Annotated in this window: 21 protein-coding genes; 13 read left to right on the top strand and 8 right to left on the bottom strand. The window is 61.4% G+C overall.

Annotation, left to right across the window (positions count from 1 at the left end; all coding sequences use genetic code 11):
• Positions 1–2 precede the first annotated feature (2 nt).
• The 9 genes from murD to lpxC all read left to right on the top strand — a co-directional run bounded on the left by murD (position 3) and on the right by lpxC (position 10,418).
• Positions 3–1,322: a UDP-N-acetylmuramoyl-L-alanine--D-glutamate ligase gene (gene murD, locus AWX27_RS12355; protein ID WP_025301569.1), complete on the top strand. Its 1,320-nt coding sequence runs from the start codon at positions 3–5 to the stop codon at positions 1,320–1,322.
• Entirely contained in the window at positions 1,319–2,521 is a 1,203-nt protein-coding gene (gene ftsW, locus AWX27_RS12360; protein WP_038873480.1) for a cell division protein FtsW, read from the top strand. Before murD ends, ftsW begins: the two co-directional genes overlap by 4 nt.
• Before the next feature lie 3 nt (positions 2,522–2,524).
• Positions 2,525–3,589, top strand: coding sequence for an undecaprenyldiphospho-muramoylpentapeptide beta-N-acetylglucosaminyltransferase (gene murG / locus AWX27_RS12365; RefSeq protein WP_060422475.1), 1,065 nt, complete (start codon positions 2,525–2,527; stop codon positions 3,587–3,589).
• Between the two features lie 84 nt (positions 3,590–3,673).
• Entirely contained in the window at positions 3,674–5,149 is a 1,476-nt protein-coding gene (gene murC / locus AWX27_RS12370) for a UDP-N-acetylmuramate--L-alanine ligase (RefSeq protein ID WP_025301571.1), read from the top strand.
• The gene (locus AWX27_RS12375; RefSeq protein ID WP_060422478.1) at positions 5,142–6,062 is read left to right on the top strand and encodes a D-alanine--D-alanine ligase; all 921 of its coding nucleotides are present in this window, start codon (positions 5,142–5,144) and stop codon (positions 6,060–6,062) included. The genes murC and AWX27_RS12375 overlap by 8 nt, the downstream gene beginning before the upstream one ends.
• Position 6,063: 1 nt before the next feature.
• Entirely contained in the window at positions 6,064–6,915 is an 852-nt protein-coding gene (gene ftsQ / locus AWX27_RS12380) for a cell division protein FtsQ (protein ID WP_004932761.1), read from the top strand.
• A complete protein-coding gene (gene ftsA / locus AWX27_RS12385; protein ID WP_004932758.1) occupies positions 6,912–8,168 on the top strand; it encodes a cell division protein FtsA in 1,257 nt (418 codons plus the stop codon). The genes ftsQ and ftsA overlap by 4 nt, the downstream gene beginning before the upstream one ends.
• Positions 8,169–8,242: 74 nt before the next feature.
• Positions 8,243–9,397, top strand: coding sequence for a cell division protein FtsZ (gene ftsZ, locus AWX27_RS12390; RefSeq protein ID WP_004932757.1), 1,155 nt, complete (start codon positions 8,243–8,245; stop codon positions 9,395–9,397).
• Positions 9,398–9,500: 103 nt separating this feature from the next.
• Positions 9,501–10,418 (top strand): UDP-3-O-acyl-N-acetylglucosamine deacetylase, encoded by a 918-nt coding sequence (lpxC, locus tag AWX27_RS12395; protein WP_025159644.1) that lies wholly within the window; start codon positions 9,501–9,503, stop codon positions 10,416–10,418.
• 104 nt (positions 10,419–10,522) lie between these two features.
• Here the strand turns inward: lpxC and AWX27_RS12400 are convergent, their stop codons facing one another.
• Positions 10,523–11,038: a DUF721 domain-containing protein gene (locus AWX27_RS12400; protein ID WP_033637110.1), complete on the bottom strand. Its 516-nt coding sequence runs from the start codon at positions 11,036–11,038 to the stop codon at positions 10,523–10,525.
• Positions 11,039–11,064: 26 nt separating this feature from the next.
• On the opposite strand from AWX27_RS12400, the gene secM reads away from it, so the two are divergent.
• The 3 genes from secM (at position 11,065) to mutT (ending at position 14,871) form a co-directional block, all read left to right on the top strand.
• Positions 11,065–11,595: a secA translation cis-regulator SecM gene (secM, locus tag AWX27_RS12405; protein WP_038873490.1), complete on the top strand. Its 531-nt coding sequence runs from the start codon at positions 11,065–11,067 to the stop codon at positions 11,593–11,595.
• An 82-nt stretch (positions 11,596–11,677) separates the two neighbouring features.
• Complete coding sequence (secA, locus tag AWX27_RS12410) at positions 11,678–14,386, top strand: preprotein translocase subunit SecA (RefSeq protein WP_038873493.1); 2,709 nt, start codon at positions 11,678–11,680, stop codon at positions 14,384–14,386.
• An 80-nt stretch (positions 14,387–14,466) separates the two neighbouring features.
• Positions 14,467–14,871 carry an 8-oxo-dGTP diphosphatase MutT gene (gene mutT, locus AWX27_RS12415; protein WP_060422481.1) on the top strand — a complete coding sequence of 135 codons (405 nt, stop codon included), beginning with the start codon at positions 14,467–14,469 and terminating at the stop codon, positions 14,869–14,871.
• A 39-nt stretch (positions 14,872–14,910) separates the two neighbouring features.
• On the opposite strand, the gene yacG is transcribed toward mutT, so the two are convergent.
• From yacG to coaE, 3 genes are read right to left on the bottom strand one after another with little or no spacing between them, the layout of a single operon-like run.
• On the bottom strand, positions 14,911–15,102 hold the full coding sequence (gene yacG, locus AWX27_RS12420) for a DNA gyrase inhibitor YacG (RefSeq protein WP_004932737.1): 192 nt from the start codon (positions 15,100–15,102) through the stop codon (positions 14,911–14,913).
• Positions 15,103–15,153: 51 nt separating this feature from the next.
• A complete protein-coding gene (gene zapD, locus AWX27_RS12425; RefSeq protein WP_038873498.1) occupies positions 15,154–15,906 on the bottom strand; it encodes a cell division protein ZapD in 753 nt (250 codons plus the stop codon).
• A 5-nt stretch (positions 15,907–15,911) separates the two neighbouring features.
• Positions 15,912–16,526: a dephospho-CoA kinase gene (gene coaE / locus AWX27_RS12430; protein ID WP_060422484.1), complete on the bottom strand. Its 615-nt coding sequence runs from the start codon at positions 16,524–16,526 to the stop codon at positions 15,912–15,914.
• A gap of 362 nt (positions 16,527–16,888) precedes the next feature.
• Here coaE and AWX27_RS12435 point away from each other — a divergent pair, with 362 nt between their 5' ends.
• Positions 16,889–17,932, top strand: coding sequence for a GMP reductase (locus AWX27_RS12435; RefSeq protein ID WP_015376656.1), 1,044 nt, complete (start codon positions 16,889–16,891; stop codon positions 17,930–17,932).
• Between the two features lie 51 nt (positions 17,933–17,983).
• Here AWX27_RS12435 and hofC read toward each other — a convergent pair whose 3' ends face one another.
• The 4 genes from hofC to nadC all read right to left on the bottom strand — a co-directional run bounded on the left by hofC (position 17,984) and on the right by nadC (position 22,146).
• Positions 17,984–19,183, bottom strand: a complete 1,200-nt coding sequence (gene hofC / locus AWX27_RS12440; RefSeq protein ID WP_060422489.1) for a protein transport protein HofC — start codon at positions 19,181–19,183, stop codon at positions 17,984–17,986.
• Entirely contained in the window at positions 19,180–20,622 is a 1,443-nt protein-coding gene (gene gspE, locus AWX27_RS12445) for a type II secretion system protein GspE (protein ID WP_060422493.1), read from the bottom strand. Before gspE ends, hofC begins: the two co-directional genes overlap by 4 nt.
• Before the next feature lie 5 nt (positions 20,623–20,627).
• Positions 20,628–21,065: a prepilin peptidase-dependent pilin gene (gene ppdD / locus AWX27_RS12450; RefSeq protein WP_060422496.1), complete on the bottom strand. Its 438-nt coding sequence runs from the start codon at positions 21,063–21,065 to the stop codon at positions 20,628–20,630.
• A 190-nt stretch (positions 21,066–21,255) separates the two neighbouring features.
• Entirely contained in the window at positions 21,256–22,146 is an 891-nt protein-coding gene (gene nadC / locus AWX27_RS12455; protein WP_060422499.1) for a carboxylating nicotinate-nucleotide diphosphorylase, read from the bottom strand.
• Positions 22,147–22,203: the final 57 nt, after the last annotated feature.

Below are 22,203 nucleotides of genomic sequence, written 5' to 3' on the forward strand. Positions count from 1 at the left end.
TCATGGCAGACTATCAGGGTAGAAAAGTCGTCATCATCGGGTTGGGCCTCACCGGCCTGTCCTGCGTCGATTTCTTCATGGCGCGCGGCGTGACGCCGCGCGTGATGGATACCCGTATCGCGCCGCCAGGCTTGGACAAACTGCCTGAGAGCGTGGAGCGTCATCTGGGCGATCTGAATCAGGACTGGCTGCTGGCGGCGGATCTGATCGTTGCCAGCCCGGGCGTCGCGCTGGCGACCCCGGCATTGAGCGCTGCGGCGGATGCCGGCGTGGAAATCGTCGGCGACGTCGAACTGTTCTGCCGTGAAGCGCAGGCGCCGATCGTGGCGATCACCGGCTCCAACGGCAAAAGCACCGTCACCACCCTGGTGGGCGAGATGGCGAAAGCCGCCGGTTGGGCGGTGGGCGTGGGCGGCAATATCGGCCTGCCGGCGCTGAGCCTGCTGCGTCAGGAATGCCAGCTTTACGTGCTGGAGCTGTCCAGCTTCCAGCTGGAAACGACGTATAGCCTGCGGGCGGCGGCGGCGACCATCCTGAACGTGACCGAAGATCATATGGATCGCTATCCGTTCGGCCTGCAGCAGTATCGCGGCGCCAAGCTGCGCGTGTATGAAAACGCCGCCGTGTGCGTGGTGAACGCAGACGATGCACTGACCATGCCGGTGCGCGGCGCCGACGAGCGCTGCGTCAGCTTCGGTGCGGACGTCGGCGATTATCACCTGAACCGCCAGCAGGGGGAAACCTGGCTGCGGGTGCGCGGTGAGAAAGTGCTGAATACGCGCGAGATGAAACTGACCGGCCGCCACAACTACACCAACGCCCTGGCGGCGTTGGCGTTGGCGGATGCGGTCAATATCCCGCGCGCGTCCAGCCTGAAGGCGCTGACCACCTTCACCGGCCTGGCGCACCGCTTCCAGCTGGCCTGGGAGCACAACGGCGTGCGTTGGATCAACGATTCCAAAGCCACCAACGTCGGCAGCACCGAAGCGGCGCTGAACGGCCTGCAGGTAGACGGCACGCTGCATCTGCTGCTGGGCGGCGACGGCAAGTCCGCCGATTTCTCGCCGCTGGCGCGCTACCTGCAGGGCGACAACGTGCGTCTGTACTGCTTTGGCCGCGACGGCGCCCAGCTGGCACAGCTGCGGCCGGAGGTGGCGACGCTGACTGAGACCATGGAGCAGGCGATGCGCACCATCGCCGGCCGCGTACAGCCTGGCGACATGGTATTGCTGTCGCCGGCCTGCGCCAGCCTCGATCAGTTCCGTAATTTTGAAGTGCGCGGCGATGAGTTCGCCCGCCTGGCGCAGGAGCTTGGCGGATGAAACTACGCTTGCCGAACTTCGGGCTGACAGAACGACTGAAAGACTGGGTGACCGGCGCGCGCGACAACGACGCGGTCAACATGGTGCTGTACGATCGCACCCTGCTGTGGCTGACCTTCGGGTTGGCGATCATCGGCTTCGTGATGGTGACCTCGGCGTCGATGCCGATCGGCCAACGCCTGGCGGACGATCCGTTCCTGTTCGCCAAACGCGACGCGCTGTACCTCGGCCTGGCGTTCGGCCTGTCGCTGGTGACGCTGCGCGTCCCGATGGAGATTTGGCAGCGCTACAGCAACGTGATGCTGCTGATGTCGATCGTGATGCTGCTGATCGTGCTGGTGGTGGGGAGTTCGGTGAACGGGGCCTCGCGCTGGATCGCGCTTGGCCCGCTGCGCATTCAGCCGGCGGAGCTGTCCAAGCTGTCGCTGTTCTGCTACCTGGCGAGCTATCTGGTGCGCAAGGTGGAAGAGGTACGCAGCAACTTCTGGGGCTTCTGCAAGCCGATGGGCGTGATGGTGGTGCTGGCAGTGCTGCTGCTGGCGCAGCCGGACCTCGGTACCGTGGTGGTACTGTTCATCACCACGCTGGCGATGCTGTTCCTGGCCGGCGCGAAAATGTGGCAGTTCCTGGCGATCATCGGCTCCGGCGTGTTCGCCGTGGTGCTGCTGATCATCGCGGAACCGTACCGTATGCGCCGCGTGACGTCGTTCTGGAACCCGTGGGCCGATCCGTTCGGCAGCGGCTACCAGCTGACCCAGTCGCTGATGGCGTTCGGCCGCGGCGAGTTCTGGGGACAGGGGCTCGGCAACTCGGTGCAGAAACTGGAGTATTTGCCGGAAGCACACACCGACTTCATCTTCTCCATTTTGGGTGAAGAACTGGGCTATATCGGTGTGGTTTTAGCCCTGTTAATGGTATTCTTCGTCGCTTTTCGCGCGATGTCCATCGGGCGCCGCGCGCTGGAGATCGACCAACGCTTCTCCGGCTTCCTGGCCTGCGCGATCGGCGTATGGTTCAGCTTCCAGGCGCTGGTTAACGTCGGCGCCGCCGCGGGCATGCTGCCGACCAAAGGTCTGACGCTGCCGCTGATCAGTTACGGCGGTTCGAGCTTGCTGATTATGTCGACGGCCATCGTGCTGTTGCTGCGAATTGATTATGAAACGCGCCTGACCAAGGCTCAGGCGTTTGTGAAGAGGTAAGGGATGAGCGGGAAACCTAAGCGTTTAATGGTGATGGCAGGCGGTACCGGCGGGCACGTGTTCCCGGGGCTGGCGGTCGCGCATCATCTGATGGCGCAGGGCTGGCAGGTGCGCTGGCTCGGAACCGCAGACCGAATGGAAGCCGATCTGGTGCCGAAGCACGGGATCGAGATTGATTTTATCCGCATCTCCGGCCTGCGCGGCAAAGGCCTGAAGGCCCAGCTGACTGCGCCGCTGCGGATCTGGCAGGCGGTGCGCCAGGCGAAAGCCATCATGCGCAGCTATCAGCCGGACGTGGTGCTGGGGATGGGCGGTTACGTGTCCGGCCCCGGCGGCCTGGCGGCCTGGCAGTGCGGCATCCCGGTGGTGCTGCACGAGCAGAACGGCATCGCCGGCTTGACCAACCGCTGGCTGGCGCGCATCGCCGCCAAAGTGATGCAGGCCTTCCCCGGCGCGTTCCCGAACGCCGAGGTGGTGGGCAACCCGGTACGTACCGACGTGTTGGCGCTGCCGTTGCCGGCGGAGCGGTTGCAGGGGCGCGAAGGCCCGATCCGCGTGCTGGTGATTGGCGGAAGTCAGGGCGCGCGCGTGCTGAATCAGACAGTTCCTGAAGTCGCGGCGCGTTTGGGCGATAGAATTACGCTCTGGCATCAGGTTGGCAAGGGCGCGCTGGAAACGGTGCTGAGCGACTACGAAAGGGTAGGGCAGACGCAGCACAAGGTGACCGAGTTCATCGACGACATGGCCGCCGCCTACGCTTGGGCCGACGTGGTGGTCTGCCGCTCCGGCGCGTTGACCGTCAGCGAAATCGCGGCAGCGGGGCTGCCGGCGATCTTCGTGCCATTCATGCACAAGGACCGTCAGCAGTACTGGAACGCGCGTCCGCTGGAAGAAGCCGGCGCGGCGAAGATTATCGAACAGCCGCAGTTCAACGCCGATGTGGTGGCTGAACTGCTGGCGAGCTGGGATCGCAAGACGCTGCTGGCCATGGCCGAGAAAGCGCGCGCGGTCGCCATTCCGGACGCCACCGAGCGCGTGGCGGCGGAGCTGGTGCGGCTCGCCAAGTAACGAGTGCAGGGGTTCGGTGCGCCGAACCTGAATAAAAGCAATGTGATGTAGGGCCGGGGTACCGGATCCGGATTAGAGAGAGTGATGAATACACAACAACTGGCGAAACTACGTACTATCGTGCCCGAGATGCGTCGCGTCCGGCACATTCACTTTGTCGGCATCGGTGGCGCCGGCATGGGTGGTATCGCCGAAGTGTTGGCAAACGAAGGGTATCAGATCAGCGGCTCCGACCTGGCGCCGAATCCGGTCACCCAACAGTTGAGCGCGCTCGGGGCGACGATTTATTTCAATCACCGTCCGGAAAACGTGCTGGATGCGAGCGTAGTGGTGGTGTCTACCGCCATCTCCGCCGACAACCCGGAGATCGTCGCCGCCCGTGAAGCGCGCATCCCGGTGATCCGCCGCGCAGAAATGCTGGCGGAGCTGATGCGTTTTCGCCACGGCATCGCTATCGCCGGCACGCACGGCAAAACCACCACCACGGCGATGGTTTCGAGCATTTACGCCGAAGCCCGCCTGGACCCGACCTTCGTCAACGGCGGGCTGGTGAAGGCGGCGGGCACCCACGCGCGACTGGGGTCCAGCCGTTATCTGATCGCGGAAGCGGATGAGAGCGATGCGTCGTTCCTGCATCTGCAGCCGATGGTGGCCGTGGTCACCAACATCGAAGCCGACCATATGGACACTTACCAGGGTGACTTCGAGAACCTGAAGCAGACGTTTATCAATTTCTTGCACAACCTGCCGTTCTACGGCCGTGCGGTGATGTGCATCGACGATCCGGTCGTGCGCGAGCTGTTGCCGCGCGTGGGTCGCCACATTACCACCTACGGCTTCAGTGAAGATGCCGATGTGCGCATCGAAGACTACCGGCAGATTGGGCCGCAGGGGCACTTTACCCTGAGCCGTCAGGACAAACCGTTGCTGACGGTGACGCTGAACGCGCCGGGTCGCCACAATGCGTTGAACGCGGCGGCGGCGGTGGCGGTGGCAACCGAAGAAGGCATCGACGACGAAGATATCCTGCGCGCGCTGGCGGGCTTCCAGGGCACCGGGCGTCGCTTCGATTTCCTCGGCGAGTTCCCGCTGGAGCCGGTCAACGGCAAAGCGGGCAGCGCGATGCTGGTGGACGACTACGGCCACCATCCGACCGAGGTGGACGCCACGCTGAAAGCGGCGCGCGCCGGCTGGCCGGACAAGCGTCTGGTGATGATCTTCCAGCCGCACCGTTATACGCGCACCCGCGATCTGTACGACGATTTCGCCAACGTGCTGTCGCAGGTGGATGTGCTGCTGATGCTCGACGTGTACGCCGCTGGCGAAGCGCCGATCCCGGGCGCGGACAGCCGTTCGCTGTGCCGCACCATCCGCAGCCGCGGCAAGCTGGATCCGATCCTGGTTTCCGATGCCGATACCGTGCCGGAAACCCTGGCGCAGCTGCTGCAGGATGAAGACCTGGTGCTGGTGCAAGGCGCCGGCAACGTGGGCAAAATCGCCCGTAAACTGGCCGAGCTGAAGCTGCAGCCGCCGAAGAAAGAGGAGGAGCACCATGGCTGATAAAGTTGCAGTTCTGCTGGGCGGCACCTCCGCTGAACGTGAAGTCTCTCTGCAATCCGGTGCCGCGGTGCTGGCCGGGTTGCGCGAAGCCGGTATCGATGCGCACGGCGTCGATACCCGCGATTTCCCGGTGACCCAGCTGAAAGAGCAGGGGTTCACCAAAGTGTTTATCGCGCTGCATGGCCGCGGCGGCGAGGACGGCACCCTGCAGGGGCTGCTGGAGTTCCTCGAACTGCCTTATACCGGCAGCGGTGTGATGGCCTCGGCGCTGACCATGGACAAATGGCGCACCAAAATGGTGTGGCAGTCGATGGGTTTGCCGGTGGCGCCTTACGTGGCGCTGAATCGCCAGCTGTACCTCGGCGGCGAAAAAGCGGCGCTGCTGGCACGCGTGGCGGAGCTCGGCCTGCCGCTGATCGTCAAGCCGAGCCGTGAAGGTTCCAGCGTCGGCATGAGCAAGGTCACTGAAAGCGCCGCGTTGGAAGCCGCGTTGGAAGAGGCCTTCCGCCATGATGACGACGTATTGGTGGAGAAGTGGCTGAGCGGCCCGGAATATACCGTGGCGATGCTGGGCGACCAGGTTCTGCCGTCGATCCGCATCCAGCCGGCCGGCGTGTTTTACGACTACCAGGCCAAGTACATTTCGGACGACACGCAGTACTTCTGCCCGAGTGGTTTGAGCGCCGAGCAGGAAGCCGAGATGGCGGCGTTGGCGCTGCGCGCCTATCGCGGCCTGGACTGCAGCGGCTGGGGCCGCGTCGACGTGATGCAAGACAGCGATGGCAGCTTCTATCTGCTTGAGGTGAACACCTCTCCGGGCATGACCAGTCATAGCCTGGTGCCGATGGCGGCGCGCCAGTTTGGATTAAGCTTCTCGCAGTTGGTGGCGAGAATTTTGGAGTTGGCCGACTGATATGTCGCAAGCTGCCCTGAATGCGCGCGATCGCGAGGTGGATAACGGCCCGCGCCGCAGCAATGGAACCCAGTTGGCGGGAATGATTTTCCTGCTGATGGTGTTGGGAACGGTCGTGTGGAGCGGTTGGGCGGTGCTTGGCTGGATGAAAGACGCCAGTCGCCTGCCGCTCTCAAGGCTGGTGGTGACCGGCGAACGCCACTACACCACCAACGATGATATTCGTCAGGCGATCCTGGCGCTGGGCGCGCCCGGCACCTTTATGACGCAGGATGTGGACGTCATCCAGCAGCAGATCGAACGTCTGCCGTGGATCAAGCAGGCCAGCGTGCGCAAACAATGGCCGGATGAGCTGAAGATCCATCTGGTGGAGTACGTCCCGGTGGCGCGCTGGAACGATTTGCACATGGTGGACGCCGAAGGCAAAGCGTTCAGCGTGCCGGCGGAGCGGGCGGGCAAACAGAAGTTGCCGCTGCTCTACGGGCCGGAAGGGAGCGAGCAGGATGTGCTGGAAGGCTATCGGGCGATGAGCGCCACGTTGGCGGCCAGCAAATATACGCTGAAAATGGCGGCGATGACCGCGCGCCATTCCTGGCAGCTGGCGCTGGACAACGATGTCCGGCTTGAGCTGGGGCGCGATGACCGCAACGGGCGTTTGCAGCGGTTTATCGAGCTTTACCCGGTATTGCAGCAGCAGGGCCAGGCGGAGAGCAAGCGTGTCAGCTATGTCGATCTGCGCTACGAGTCCGGCGCTTCGGTAGGGTGGGCTCCGGTGTTGGTCGATCCGCAGGCGCTTGGCGGTCAGCAAAACAGTAATCAGCAACAGAATCAGGCACAGGCAAAACAACAATGATCAAGTCGACGGACAGAAAACTGGTAGTTGGACTGGAGATCGGTACTGCAAAAGTCTCCGCGTTGGTAGGGGAAGTTCTGCCCGATGGCATGGTCAACATTATCGGGGTGGGCAGCTGCCCGTCTCGCGGCATGGATAAGGGTGGCGTAAACGACCTGGAGTCGGTGGTGAAGTGCGTACAGCGCGCCATCGATCAGGCCGAGCTGATGGCGGACTGCCAGATCTCCTCGGTGTACCTGGCGCTGTCGGGCAAACACATCAGCTGCCAGAACGAAATCGGCATGGTGCCGATCTCGGAAGAGGAAGTGACGCAGGACGACGTGGAGAACGTGGTGCACACCGCCAAATCGGTGCGCGTGCGCGACGAACACCGCATTCTGCACGTGATTCCTCAGGAATACGCCATCGATTATCAGGAAGGCATCAAAAACCCGGTTGGGCTGTCCGGCGTGCGCATGCAGGCCAAGGTGCATCTGATTACCTGCCATAACGATATGGCGAAGAACATCGTCAAGGCCGTGGAACGTTGCGGCCTGAAAGTTGACCAACTTATTTTCGCCGGTCTGGCCGCGAGCTACGCGGTGCTGACCGAAGATGAACGCGAACTCGGCGTTTGCGTGGTGGATATCGGCGGCGGCACCATGGATATGGCGGTGTACACCGGCGGTGCGCTGCGCCACACCAAAGTGATCCCTTATGCCGGGAACGTGGTCACCAGCGATATCGCCTACGCCTTCGGCACGCCGCCGACCGACGCGGAAGCGATTAAAGTTCGACACGGCTGTGCGCTTGGGTCGATTGTTAGCAAGGATGAGAATGTAGAGGTGCCTAGCGTCGGGGGACGTCCTCCGCGCAGTCTGCAAAGACAGACGCTGGCTGAAGTCATTGAGCCACGCTACACCGAACTGTTGAATCTGGTTAACGATGAAATTTTGCAATTGCAGGAGCAACTGCGTCAGCAAGGGGTGAAGCATCATCTGGCAGCCGGTATCGTGCTGACCGGTGGCGCCGCCCAGATTGATGGCCTGGCAGCCTGTGCGCAACGGGTGTTCCACACCCAGGTACGCATCGGCCAACCCTTGAACATCACGGGTCTGACGGATTATGCGCAGGAGCCTTACTACTCGACAGCGGTAGGTCTGCTGCACTATGGAAAAGAGTCTCACCTGAGCGGTGAGACGGAAGTAGAAAAACGCGCCTCGGTGGGCAATTGGTTTAAACGCATCAATAGCTGGCTGAGAAAAGAGTTTTAATGTTTCAACAAAGAGATCATGCTGAGTAATCTTTTTATGATCTCGCAGCGACAGGCACAAAACGGAGAGAAACTATGTTTGAACCAATGGAACTAACCAATGACGCGGTGATTAAAGTCATCGGCGTCGGCGGCGGCGGTGGCAATGCCGTTGAACACATGGTGCGCGAGCGCATCGAAGGTGTTGAATTCTTCGCTGTGAACACGGACGCCCAGGCGCTCCGCAAAACGGCGGTTGGCCAAACCATCCAGATCGGTAGCGGTATTACCAAAGGTCTGGGTGCGGGCGCGAACCCGGAAGTGGGTCGCAATTCAGCGGAAGAAGACCGCGAAGCCCTGCGCGCAGCGCTGGACGGCGCAGACATGGTCTTCATCGCGGCCGGCATGGGCGGCGGTACCGGTACCGGTGCGGCACCAGTGGTGGCTGAAGTGGCTAAAGATTTGGGTATTCTGACCGTGGCCGTGGTGACCAAGCCTTTCAACTTCGAAGGCAAGAAGCGCATGGCATTCGCGGAGCAGGGTATCGCTGAGCTGTCCAAACACGTGGACTCGCTGATCACCATCCCGAACGATAAATTGCTGAAAGTTCTGGGGCGCGGCATCTCTCTGCTGGACGCGTTCGGCGCGGCCAACGACGTGCTGAAAGGCGCGGTGCAGGGTATCGCCGAGCTGATCACCCGTCCGGGCCTGATGAACGTCGACTTCGCCGACGTGCGCACCGTGATGTCCGAAATGGGCTACGCGATGATGGGTTCCGGCGTGGCTTGCGGTGAAGACCGTGCCGAAGAAGCGGCCGAAATGGCGATCTCCAGCCCACTGCTGGAAGACATCGACCTGTCCGGCGCGCGCGGCGTGTTGGTCAACATCACCGCCGGCTTCGACCTGCGTCTGGATGAGTTCGAAACCGTGGGTAACACCATCCGTGCGTTCGCGTCCGACAATGCTACCGTGGTTATCGGTACCTCGCTGGATCCGGAAATGAACGACGAACTGCGCGTAACCGTGGTTGCAACCGGTATCGGTATGGACAAACGCCCTGAAATCACCCTGGTGACCAATAAGCAGGCCAGCCAGCCGGTGATGGATCACCGTTATCAGCAGCACGGCATGTCGCCTCTGCCGCAGGAAGTGAAACCTGCCGCCAAGGTGGTCAACGACCAAGCTGCGCAGCCGAATAAAGAGCCCGACTATCTTGATATTCCAGCCTTCCTGCGTAAACAGGCAGACTAAGAATATCCTGAGAATTTGGAATCTCCGCTCTTTGTGCTAAACTGTCCCGCCGGCCATGCTGTATGCTTGGCTGGTAGGATGGATAACATTGCGAGATAAAACGATGATCAAACAAAGGACATTAAAACGTATTGTTCAGGCGACTGGCGTCGGTTTGCATACCGGCAAGAAAGTCACGCTGACAATGCGCCCAGCGCCGGCTAATACCGGGGTCATCTATCGTCGCACTGACTTGAATCCACCGGTTGATTTTCCGGCTGATGCAAAATCCGTGCGTGATACCATGCTCTGTACTTGCCTGGTGAATGAGCATGACGTGCGTATTTCGACCGTTGAGCACCTCAACGCCGCGCTGGCTGGGTTGGGCATCGACAACATCGTTATCGAAGTCGACGCCGCTGAAATCCCAATCATGGACGGCAGCGCCAGCCCGTTCGTGTTCTTGCTGCTGGATGCCGGCATCGAAGAACTGAACTCGGCGAAGAAATTCCTGCGTCTGAAAGAAACCGTGCGTGTTGAAGATGGCGACAAATGGGCCGAGCTGTCCCCGCATAACGGGTTCCGCCTGGACTTCACCATCGACTTCAACCACCCGGCTATCGACGCCAGCTCTCAGCGCTATCGTCTCGATTTCTCGGCTGAGTCGTTCGTGCGTCAAATCAGCCGCGCGCGCACCTTCGGGTTTATGCGCGACATCGAATACCTGCAGTCCCGCGGCCTGGCCCTGGGCGGCAGCTTCGACTGCGCTATCGTGGTGGATGACTACCGCGTGCTGAACGAAGACGGCCTGCGTTTCGAAGACGAGTTCGTACGTCACAAAATGCTGGACGCCATCGGCGACCTGTTCATGTGCGGCCACAACATTATTGGCGCGTTCACCGCGTACAAGTCTGGCCACGCGCTGAACAACAAACTGTTGCAGGCCGTGCTGGCCAAGCAGGAAGCGTGGGAATACGTGACCTTCCAGGACGAAGCCGAAATGCCGCTGGCATTCAAGGCACCGTCCACCGTATTGGCGTAAGGTCTGAATTCCTCGCCTGCTGCGAATAACGGCAGGCGCATCCTCTGAGAGCCTGAGAACTCAGGCTCGTGATGCTATCTGATGTTTTGCAGCTGTGTCGCTGATTACTTATCACGACTGGTTGTGTTGGTACCCTCTCCGGCCAATGCAGCCAGCCGTTCCAATATCTTGCGCAGTTTCTCCGGGCTACGGCTCGCCAATCCTCTCAGTTCTTCCGCACTTTCCAGACTCAAATGCCGCATCGGCACGGGTTTTTCCGGCGCTTTCTCTGCGTTTTGCACCTGGTGGCTGCCTTTCGCCATCAAGGCCGGATTAATCCTGATGTCGATCGACGACAATGATGGTAGAATTTGCGCTCGTAGTGCAGACAGCAAAGCGGGTTGTTCGTAGCGCAAGCGCATCATCCAACTGGCATTTGCCGTTTCGAGCACTAAAATACCCTGTCGGAAATTCGCGACGCGGCACCAGGGATGCAGGGGAGCAGGCAACAGGCCCTTCACTGCACGGTTAAGCTTGAGCAGCGCCACCGCGCGTTGCTGGACGTTATGCAGCGGCCCTTTGCTGCCGGCAGACGCGTCGTCGAACAGGACATCTAATAATTGTGGACGGCTATCGCGCATAATGGGCTCCGGCGGATTATAAACTCGTGATCGGTATTCTAAATCGTTGGCGACAATTTGGCAGACGTTATTTCTGGCCCCATCTCCTGTTAGGGATGGTTGCGGCCACGCTTGGCGCGTCTTCCAATTTGCCCGGCGCCCCCGATCAGGCCGCACTGCCGAATACGTCGTCCAGCCTTAACCGGCAAAATTCGGCCAACGGCACCTTCAACAGCCTGGCCCTGCTGCAGGACGCGCACCGTCGTCCTACCTTCAGCGTAGATTACTGGCAGCAACATGCACTGCGCACCGTCATTCGTCACCTCTCTTTCGCGCTGGCGCCGCAGGCGGTTTATGCGCGGGTGCAGGAGAGCGAAGCCGAAGCGGAGCCGCCTTTGCAGGTAGCGCAACTGGCGCTGCTTTCTACCCTCAACGCGCTGCTGACGCACGAGCCGAAGCCGCCGACCATCATTCGCCATACCCACCTTGAGGTGCTGCCAACGCTGGCACGGCACCAGACCGGCCTGTGGGTGGCGCAGGTACAGGGCATTCGCGCCGGGCCTGCCGCGCTCGTCTGACTCCGCCCTCAGGGCACAAAAACCATAAATAATAGCAAGTTGACTGCCGTATTCGGCCGTCATGACAGAGATATCAAACATCATGTTAGTGAAATTATTAACCAAAGTTTTTGGCAGCCGTAACGATCGTACCCTGCGCCGCATGCGCAAAGTGGTTGAGCAGATCAACCGCATGGAACCGGACATGGAAAAACTGTCCGATGACGAACTGAAAGCGAAAACCAACGAGTTCCGTGCGCGCCTGGAGAAAGGTGAGTCGCTGGAAAGCCTGATCCCGGAAGCCTTCGCCGTAGTGCGTGAGGCGAGCAAGCGCGTGTTCGGCATGCGTCACTTCGACGTGCAGCTGCTGGGCGGCATGGTGCTGAACGACCGCTGCATCGCCGAGATGCGCACCGGTGAAGGTAAAACCCTGACCGCGACGCTGCCGGCCTACCTGAACGCTCTGAGCGGCCGCGGCGTGCACGTCGTGACCGTCAACGACTATCTGGCGCAGCGTGACGCCGAAAACAACCGTCCGCTGTTCGAGTTCCTCGGCCTGAGCATCGGCATCAACCTGCCGGGCATGCCGGCGCCGGCCAAGCGTGAAGCTTACGCCGCTGACATCACCTACGGCACCAACAACGAATACGGTTTCGACTACCTGCGCGACAACATGGCGTTCAGCCCGGAAGAGCGCGTGCAGCGCAAACTGCACTATGCGTTGGTGGATGAGGTGGACTCCATCCTGATCGATGAAGCGCGTACGCCGCTGATCATCTCCGGCCCGGCTGAAGATAGCTCCGAGATGTACATCAAGGTCAACAAGCTGATCCCTAAACTGATTCGCCAGGAAAAAGAAGACTCCGACACCTTCAAGGGTGAAGGGCACTTCTCGGTGGATGAGAAGGCGCGTCAGGTCCACCTGACCGAACGCGGCCTGATCCTGATCGAAGAGATGCTGGTGGAAGCCGGCATCATGGATGAGGGCGAATCGCTGTACTCGCCGACCAACATCATGCTGATGCACCACGTTACCGCCGCGCTGCGCGCCCACGTGCTGTTCACCCGCGACGTTGACTACATCGTGAAAGACGGCGAAGTGATCATCGTCGACGAGCACACCGGGCGTACCATGCAGGGCCGCCGCTGGTCCGACGGCCTGCACCAGGCGGTGGAAGCCAAAGAAGGCGTGGAGATCCAGAACGAGAACCAGACGCTGGCTTCAATCACCTTCCAGAACTACTTCCGTCTGTACGAGAAGCTGGCCGGGATGACCGGTACCGCCGATACCGAAGCCTTCGAATTCAGCTCGATCTACAAGCTGGACACCATCGTGGTGCCAACCAACCGTCCGATGATCCGTAAGGACATGCCGGATCTGGTGTACATGACCGAGAAAGAGAAGATCGGCGCCATCATCGAAGACATCCGCGAGCGTACCGCCAAAGGCCAGCCGGTGCTGGTGGGTACCATCTCAATCGAGAAATCCGAAGTGGTTTCCCATGAGCTGACCAAAGCGGGCATCGAGCACAAGGTGCTGAACGCCAAATTCCACGCCATGGAAGCGGACATCGTCGCCCAGGCCGGCCAGAGCGGTGCGGTAACCATCGCCACCAACATGGCGGGCCGTGGTACCGATATCGTGCTGGGTGGCAGCTGGCAGGCCGAAGTGGCGCTGTTGGAAGAGCCGACCGAAGAGCAGATCGAAGCCATCAAAGCGGCCTGGAAAGTGCGCCATGACGCGGTGCTGGCGGCGGGCGGCCTGCATATCATCGGCACCGAGCGCCATGAATCACGCCGTATCGATAACCAGCTTCGCGGCCGTTCCGGTCGTCAGGGCGATGCCGGTTCATCCCGCTTCTACCTGTCGATGGAAGATGCCCTGATGCGTATCTTCGCGTCGGATCGCGTGTCCGGTATGATGCGCAAACTGGGTATGAAAGAAGGCGAAGCGATTGAGCACCCGTGGGTGACCAAGGCGATCGCCAACGCCCAGCGCAAGGTAGAGAGCCGCAACTTCGACATCCGTAAGCAGCTGCTGGAATACGACGACGTCGCTAACGATCAGCGCCGCGCCATCTACAGCCAGCGTAACGAATTGCTGGACGTGTCCGACGTGAGCGAAACCATCGCCAGCATCCGCGAGGACGTGTTCAAGAGCACCATCGACAACTACATCACGCCGCAGTCGCTGGAAGAAGAGTGGGACATTCAGGGGTTGGAAGAGCGCCTGAAGAACGACTTCGATCTGGAGATGCCGATCGCACAATGGCTGGACAAAGAGCCGGAGCTGCACGAAGAGACGCTGCGCGAACGCATTCTGGAGAACGCCAAAGAGCAGTACCAGCGTAAGGAAGAAGTGGTCGGCAGCGAAATGATGCGCAACTTCGAGAAGGGCGTGATGCTGCAGACGCTGGATTCCCTGTGGAAAGAGCACCTGGCGGCGATGGACTACCTGCGTCAGGGTATTCACCTGCGCGGCTATGCGCAGAAGGATCCTAAGCAGGAGTACAAGCGTGAATCCTTCAACATGTTCGCCACTATGCTGGAATCGCTGAAATATGAAGTGATCAGCGTGCTGAGCAAGGTTCAGGTGCGGATGCCGGAAGAGGTGGAAGCGCTGGAACAGCAGCGCCGTGAAGAGGCCGAGCGCCTGGCGCAGCACCAACAGCTGAGCCACCACGACGAGAACGCGCTGGTGACCGAAGATCCGAACGCGCCGGCGACCGCCGAGCGTAAAGTGGGCCGCAACGATCCGTGCCCATGCGGCTCCGGAAAGAAATACAAGCAGTGCCACGGCCGCCTGCAGTAATGCCAGCTGCGGTTAACCGATAATACCCAGGGGTTCAGCTTGCTGAGCCCCTGTTTTTTGACACCCAGCAGGAGGGTGAGATGAAACATCTGAATATCGCCGTGGGCATCATCCGTAATGCGCAACGGGAGATCTTTATTACCCGCCGCGCCGCCGAAGCGCACATGGCCGGATTCTGGGAGTTCCCCGGTGGCAAGATCGAACAGGGTGAAACGCCGGAGCAGGCGCTGCGCCGCGAACTGCGGGAAGAGACCGGTATCGAAGCCGAACGCGCCGAACTGTTGGAGGTGGTGGAGCACCGCTTCAGCGATCGCATCGTGACGCTGAATTTTTATCTGGTGGAAGCCTGGGCGGGCGAGCCGTTCGGCCGCGAGGGGCAACCGATGCGCTGGGTAAAACAGGCAGAGCTGCGTGAAGACGAGTTCCCGGAAGCCAACGCCGGCATTATTCAGCTGCTGGTGGCGCAGGCGAACGCTGCGCAATAACAAGGTTGGCCTGGCGGGCGCCAGGCCAATCGTGGACGATCAACGATCGTCCATTTCACTCCAGTCTTCGCTTTCCGACAGATCGCTGTTGCTCGGAATACGCTTCTCTTCATCGGCCCACTCGCCGAGATCGATCAGCTGGCAGCGCTTGCTGCAAAACGGCCGGAAGGGGCTAACTTCACCCCAAACCACGCCGGTGCCACAGGTTGGGCATTTTACTACGGTCGTCATAACGGTTCCTTACGCCTTCTGCCAATGCTGAGAAGGCTTTCTTGCACAAGTTCAACAACAGGCCAGTTCGAACGTCAGGCGTTCAGGCACCACGCCATTTTCGCTATCCAGCGGCAGGAAGCGAATGGCATAGCGGGTCTTGTGGCCGGAAATCTGCGGATAAAGCTGCGGCGCCAGATGGAGGCGCAGGCGCAGCAGATCCGCCCCTTCGGCGTTGTCCTGGAAAAAGCCGTTCAGGCTGATTTGATTGCGGAACGGCCCGGATTGGCGGATCAGATCCAACACCATGATCAACGCCTGGTTCAGCGGATCCAGCGACTGCAGCCAGGTGGCGACGTCGGCATCGCGATCCTGCTGCGGCGCGTGCATCCACATGTGCAGGGTCGGCAGATCGAAGCTGCAGCAGCCGCCGGGAATGTTCAGCCGCTGGCGCACCAGACCGATCAGCCGGTCTTCGCGCAGAGCCTGGCCTAGGCGCGGCGCCGCCATCAGCGCCGATGAGCGCGACTTCAACTGGCCGCGCAGCTGATCGATCAGCGCCATATCCACGCCCGGCACATCGGCCCAGGCCAACAGTTTCTGCTGCTGGCGCTCCAGCTCTTTGAGCAATTCGGTGCGTACTTCGCCGCGCTCCAGCACGTCCAGCAAGTCGGAGACGGTGCGAAAGAAGGTGAGGGCGATGGCGGTTTCGCTCAGGGCGCGTTGGCCGTGCAGCTGTTGCAGCAGAAATTCGATGCGTAGCCAGGTACGCATTTTTTCGTTCAGCGGGTGTTCAAAGAGAACGGTTGGGGAAACATCACTCATGCAGTTTAATCCTGTTGGGGCGCTGTTGCCGCCAGTTCAAGGTAGCGACGATGCAGTGCGGCGACCTGTGGCTCTATCCCCTGAGCGGCGCCGCTGTTGTCAATAATGTCATCCGCCACGGCGAGGCGCTGCCGGCGCGTGGCCTGGGCGGCGAGAATTCTCTGCGCTTGCTCGCGGCTGACGCCGTCGCGCGCGATGGTGCGAGCCAGCTGGGTTTCGGCGTCGACGTCGATCACCAGCACCCGATCGGCGCGCTCCTGCAGACCGTTTTCCACCAGCAGCGGCACTACCCACAGCGCGTACGGGCTGGTGGCCTGCGCCAGTTGGCGCTGGGTTTCACGGTGTATCAGCGGATGCAGCAACTGGTTCAGCCAGGTTTTGTCATCGGGATGGCTAAAGATGCGCTGACGCAGCGCAGCGCGGTTCAATGCGCCGTCCGGCAGCAACATTTCATTACCAAATCGCTCGGCGATCGCGGCCAAAGCAGGGGTGCCCGGCTCGACGACCTGACGGGCGATCACGTCGGCATCGACGAGGGTTGCGCCGTGGCGCGCAAAGGCGTTCGCGACGGTCGTCTTGCCGCTGCCTATGCCCCCGGTCAACGCAACAATGTAGGCCATGGTATTAGGTGCATCCGATGTTCATAAAAAAATAATAGTCGAATCATAAAGCGATCGCGCAGAAGTGCAAGTCGGCAGGCGGCGCTTGCGCGTCGGCACCGATCGGACGGCGAGAAAAAGCGCAGCGGCACGGCAAAAATGAGCGGGCAATCACACTGCGGTTATGCAGGTAAATTTGTCGGATTGTAGCGTAAATAAAGGTGAATTCGCAGTCTTGTTCGGCGATTATTAGCGCGTATTATAACGTCACTGGAACTGGCATTAATCTCGCCGCCGTCTTTTTGCGCCACTGGAAAGCCGTCGGGCAGAGGTTCGAATATCCTCCTTGCGATCCGTCGCCATTAACCAGGAAATCATAAGTCATGCGTATTGAAGAAGATTTGAAGTTGGGCTTTAAAGACGTGTTGATCCGCCCTAAGCGCTCCACGCTGAAAAGCCGCTCCGAGGTTGAACTGGAACGTCAGTTTACCTTCAAGCATTCAGGTTGCAGCTGGTCCGGCGTGCCGATTATCGCCGCCAACATGGACACGGTGGGCACCTTCCGCATGGCCGAGGCCCTGGCTTCTTTCGACGTTCTCACTGCCGTACACAAACATTACAGCGTCGAGCAATGGGCTGACTTCGTGCAGCGTATGCCGGAATCGGTGCTGCGCCACGTCATGGTGTCCACCGGCACCTCCGAAGCCGACTTCGCCAAAATGCAGCAGATCCTGGCCCTGTCTCCGGCGCTGAAATTCATCTGCATCGACGTGGCCAACGGCTACTCTGAACACTTCGTCGCCTTCCTGCAGAAAGCGCGCGAAGCCTGCCCGAATCACGTGATCTGCGCCGGCAACGTAGTGACCGGCGAGATGGTGGAGGAGCTGATCCTCTCCGGCGCCGACATCGTTAAGGTCGGCATCGGCCCGGGTTCAGTCTGTACCACCCGCGTGAAGACCGGCGTGGGCTACCCGCAGCTGTCGGCGGTGATCGAATGCGCCGATGCGGCCCACGGGCTGGGCGGCCAAATCGTCAGCGACGGCGGCTGCTCGGTGCCGGGCGACGTTGCCAAAGCCTTCGGCGGCGGTGCTGACTTCGTGATGCTGGGCGGCATGCTGGCCGGCCACGACGAGTGCGAAGGCACCGTGGTGGAAGAGAACGGCGAGAAGTTCATGCTGTTCTACGGTATGAGCTCCGAGTCGGCGATGAAACGCCACGTCGGCGGCGTGGCGGAGTATCGTGCGGCCGAAGGCAAAACCGTCAAGCTGCCGCTGCGTGGCGAGGTGGAGTTTACCGTGCGCGATATCCTCGGCGGCCTGCGCTCCGCCTGCACCTACGTCGGTGCCGAGCGCCTGAAAGAGTTGACCAAGCGCACCACCTTTATCCGCGTGGCGGAGCAGGAAAACCGCGTCTTCGGCAGCAAATAAGCCGCACCTTGCATCGGGCGCAGCGCACAGCGGCGCCCGCTATCCTCTTTTTTATCCCAGCACGCTGCCCAGTTGAAAAATAGGCAGGTACATGGCGATCACCAAAGCACCGACAATCCCGCCCACCACCAGCATCAGCAGCGGCTCCAGCGTTTGCGCCAGCGTATCGGCCAGCTCGTGCGTCTGCCGTTCGTACCACTGCGCCAATTTATCCAGCAAGGCGTCCAGCGAACCGGATTCTTCGCCCACCCGCACCAGCTGCCGGCACAGCGGCGGAAACAGCGGTTGCAGGCCCAGGGCATGATGAAACGCCTCGCCTTCGGCGATCTGCCGCTGCACCTGCTCCAGCGCCTGTCGGTACAGCAGATGATCCGCCGCCAGCGCCGCCGCGTTCAACCCTTCCACCAGCGTCAGCCCCGCGCGTTGGGTCATGGTCAGAATACGAAAGGTTTGGCTCAGCGCGCCGCCGCTCACCAGCCGGGCGATCAGCGGCAGGCGCAGCAAGGCGGCCTGTTCACGTCGGCGCCATGGCGGGCGTGGATGCAGCCAGCGGCAATAGCCGAGCAGCAATGCGCCGAGCAGCAGCGCCAAATAGGGGCCAACGGCGATCAGCAGCGCGGACACCCCCAATAACCCTTGGGTAAACCAGGGCAGCGGCGCATCGAACGACTGATAAACCTTGGCGAATTCCGGCAGCACCATCACCAGCATCAGCACGCTGACCAGCAGCGCCACCGCACAGATGAAGAGGGGATACCGCAGCGCTTTGGTCACTTTGCGGCGCAGCATCAGCTGGGCTTCCTGTTGTTGTGCCAGCTGCAGGCAGCAGCGATCGAGGTTGCCGGTCAGTTCGCCGATGGCGATCAGTTGGCGATAGATAAGTGGAAAAACGCCTGGCTGCGTGGCAAGGGTTTCGGAGAGCGGCTGCCCTTCGCGCACCTGTTCTGCCAACTGGCGCAACAGGCAACGCCAGGCTGCCGAAGGGTGCTCTGCCGCCAGCAGCTGCAACGTATTGACCAGCGGCAACCCGGCCTGCAACAGGGTGGCGAGTTGGCGGGTGAAGTGGATTAAGGGTTCTCCGCGCCACTGGCCGGGCGTGATGCGTTTGCCGTGCCCAATCCGCCAAGGCTGCAGGCCTTGTTCGATCAGCAACCGGCTCACCTGCCGTTTTTCATCGCTCATCAGTTCGCCGCGGCGCAAGGCGCCCTGGGCGTCGAAAGCCTGCCATAGGAACAGCCGGCGCGCTTTCATGGCGCGGTTACGCCGAGCTGGACGACGTCGATCACGCGGTACAGTTCTTCCAGCGAGGTCGTGCCTTCGCTGGCCAGCGCCAGCCCGGCCTGCAGCAGCGAAAGCTGCCCCTGCTCGCGGGCGACATCCGCCAGCAGGCTGGGCGCGGCGTTCGCCAGCAACGCCGCCTGTATTTCCGGCGTAATGGCCAACAGCTCATACACGCCGATGCGCCCATAGTAGCCGCCGAAGCAATGCTCGCAGCCGTCGGCGCGCCAGGCGGTCAGCGGCTCCGGCCAGACCGAGGTAGGAAAATGCGTCGGCTGGCTGTGCGGGTAGCGGCAGTGGCGACACAGCCTGCGCACCAGCCGCTGTGCGATGACCAGCTTCAGGCAGCCGGCGAGCAGGTAGCCGGGGATACCCATGTGCATTAGCCGCGTCAGGGTTTCGCCGGTGGAGTTGGTATGCAGCGTCGACAGCACCAGGTGGCCGGTTTGCGCGGCCTTGACTGCGATCTCGGCGGTTTCCGCATCGCGGATCTCGCCGATCATGATGACATCCGGATCCTGGCGCAGCAGGGCGCGCAGCACCCGGGCGAAACTCAGCTCGGTTTTGGCGTTGATCTGGGTTTGATTGACGCCGAACAGCGGTATCTCGATCGGATCCTCGACGCTGCACAGGTTGCTTTGCGCATCGTTCAACTGACGCAGACCGCTGTACAGCGTGACCGTCTTGCCGCTGCCGGTTGGGCCGGTCACCAGGATCAAACCTTGCGGGCAGGCCAGCGCCGTCGCGTAGCGCGCCAGATCCGCCCGGCCCATGCCCAGTTGATCCAGCGGCAGCTCCTGCTGCTCACCTTGCTGAACGCGCAGCACCACCTTTTCGCCGTGCAGCGTCGGCAGGGTGGCGATACGCATGGCATAACGCGCGCTGTCCAGCGTCAGGCTGAGTTGCCCGTCCTGAGGCTGACGGCGCTCGGCGATATCCAACTGACCGAGGATCTTCAGCCGGGCGATGAGGCGCGCGGTCAGCTGCGGCGGCGGTGAGGCGAGGGTTTGCAGCACGCCGTCGATGCGCAGGCGAATGCGAAAATGCTGCCGAAAGGGCTCGAAGTGGATATCCGAGGCGCGGCGCTGGATGGCCAGACGCAGCGTCTGGTTGATGAACTGCACCACCGGCGCATCGCCGTCGTCGGGGTAGGCGATGTCGGCGGTGTCTTCTTCGGCTGCCAGCGGCGCCGGCAGCGATTCGTGGCGTTGGTTCAGCGCCTGCTCCAGCCTGGCCGCCGGCCAGTGTTCCAGATGGATGCGCTTGCCGGTGGCGAAACGCAGCGCCGCCAGCAGCCCCTGCGGCGCTTCTTCGTTGAGCGCGATCGTGAGAGTGGTCGGGTCTTCGTTCAGCGCCAACGCCTGATAGCGCCGGCACAGGGCGTGAACCTCTTCGCTGATTTGCGCGTTCATCGCCGTTACTCCGCCGCGTTGTCGAAGCGGAAGACTTCCTGGCACACCTCAACCAGCGTTGCGTTTTCGCTGCTGCACAGCCGGCTCCAGCGGGTCAGCCCATCGGCGTTCGCTTTGGGGGTTAATGCCACCGCCAGCCCCTGCAGCGTCTGGGTGCCGGTCAGCGTGATCACGCCTTTGGCGACTTTCACCCCGCTGACGTAACGCGACGTGCCGCCGGTGGGAATGCCTTTGCTGCCGGCCTCACAGCCGGTGGGGGCGCCTTCGTCCAGCACGCACAGCTCGACCGCCAGTTTATACGGCGCCATGGTTTGCAGCATGTCGGTCATTGCCGCTTTCTGGATGTAGCGTTGGTAGGCAGGGATGCCGATGGCGCTGAGGATGGCGATGATGGCGATCACCACCATCAGTTCTATCAGGGTAAAGCCGCGTTGCGTTTCCATACGTTGTTTTCTCCATTGGGGTGTGGAAGACAACGGTAGCGGTTTGCTCGGGGGTTCGGCGAGGGGCTTTTGCGCGTTTCTCGGCGCGCTTCCATCAGTAATGATGTCGTTTGCAGCGGTGAAAAAAACGGTGAGAGGAGGTTCGCAATTTTACGGTAACGCCCCCGACAGCGGCCGGGGGCGAGGGGGATCATTTGAAGCGCATCGACAGATCGAGTGCAGTGATGTGCTTGGTCAGCGCACCGACCGAAATGTAATCCACGCCGGTCTCGGCAAAGGTGCGCAGCGTCTCGCTGGTGACGTTGCCGGACACCTCCAGCTGGGCGCGGCCCTGGGTTTGAGCGACCGCCTGACGCATCATCTCGACGCTGAAGTTGTCCAGCATGATGATATCGGCACCGGCATCCAGCGCCTGCTGCAGCTCATCAAGCGATTCGACCTCCACTTCCACCGGCACGTCGGCGTGCAGCCAGAAGGCTTTTTCCACCGCGTTCTTGATAGAGCCGGAGGCGATGATGTGGTTTTCCTTGATCAGGAAGGCGTCGGACAGCCCCAGCCGATGGTTGCTGCCGCCCCCGCACAGTACGGCGTATTTCAGCGCGGTGCGCAGGCCGGGCAGGGTCTTGCGGGTATCGAGCAGGCGAGTCCGGGTGCCTTCCAGCAGGGCCACGTAGCGGCTGACTTCGGTCGCCACGCCGGAGAGCGTCTGCACGAAGTTCAGCGCGGTGCGCTCGCCGGTCAGCATCACCCGCGCGGGGCCGCGCAGCCGGCAAAGCGGTTGGTTCGGCGTCAGACGGTCGCCGTCCGCCACCAGCCACTCCACCTGCACCTGGTTGCCCAATTGAATAAAGACCTCATTCAGCCAGCGGCGGCCACAGAATACACCGGCTTCGCGGGTGATGACGGTGGCTTCGGCCTGCTTGTCCGCCGGTAACAATTGCGCGGTAATATCGCGCCCGGCGTCGACTTCACCCCCCAGGTCTTCGCGCAGCGCCTGGGCGACGGCATAGGGAATATCACTTTCAATTCGTTCAAGAAGCTCGGTGCGGCGACGGTCGGCACTGTAGCGGCGTGTCGGCATGGAAAACTCCGAAATGGACGGTTAGATCGTAGGGGAACATGCTACTCTGTTGCAGGA

Origin of the sequence: Serratia sp. 2880STDY5682894 (assembly GCF_001537385.1) — a bacterium.
In the GTDB taxonomy this organism is placed as follows: Bacteria; Pseudomonadota; Gammaproteobacteria; order Enterobacterales; family Enterobacteriaceae; genus Serratia; species Serratia nevei.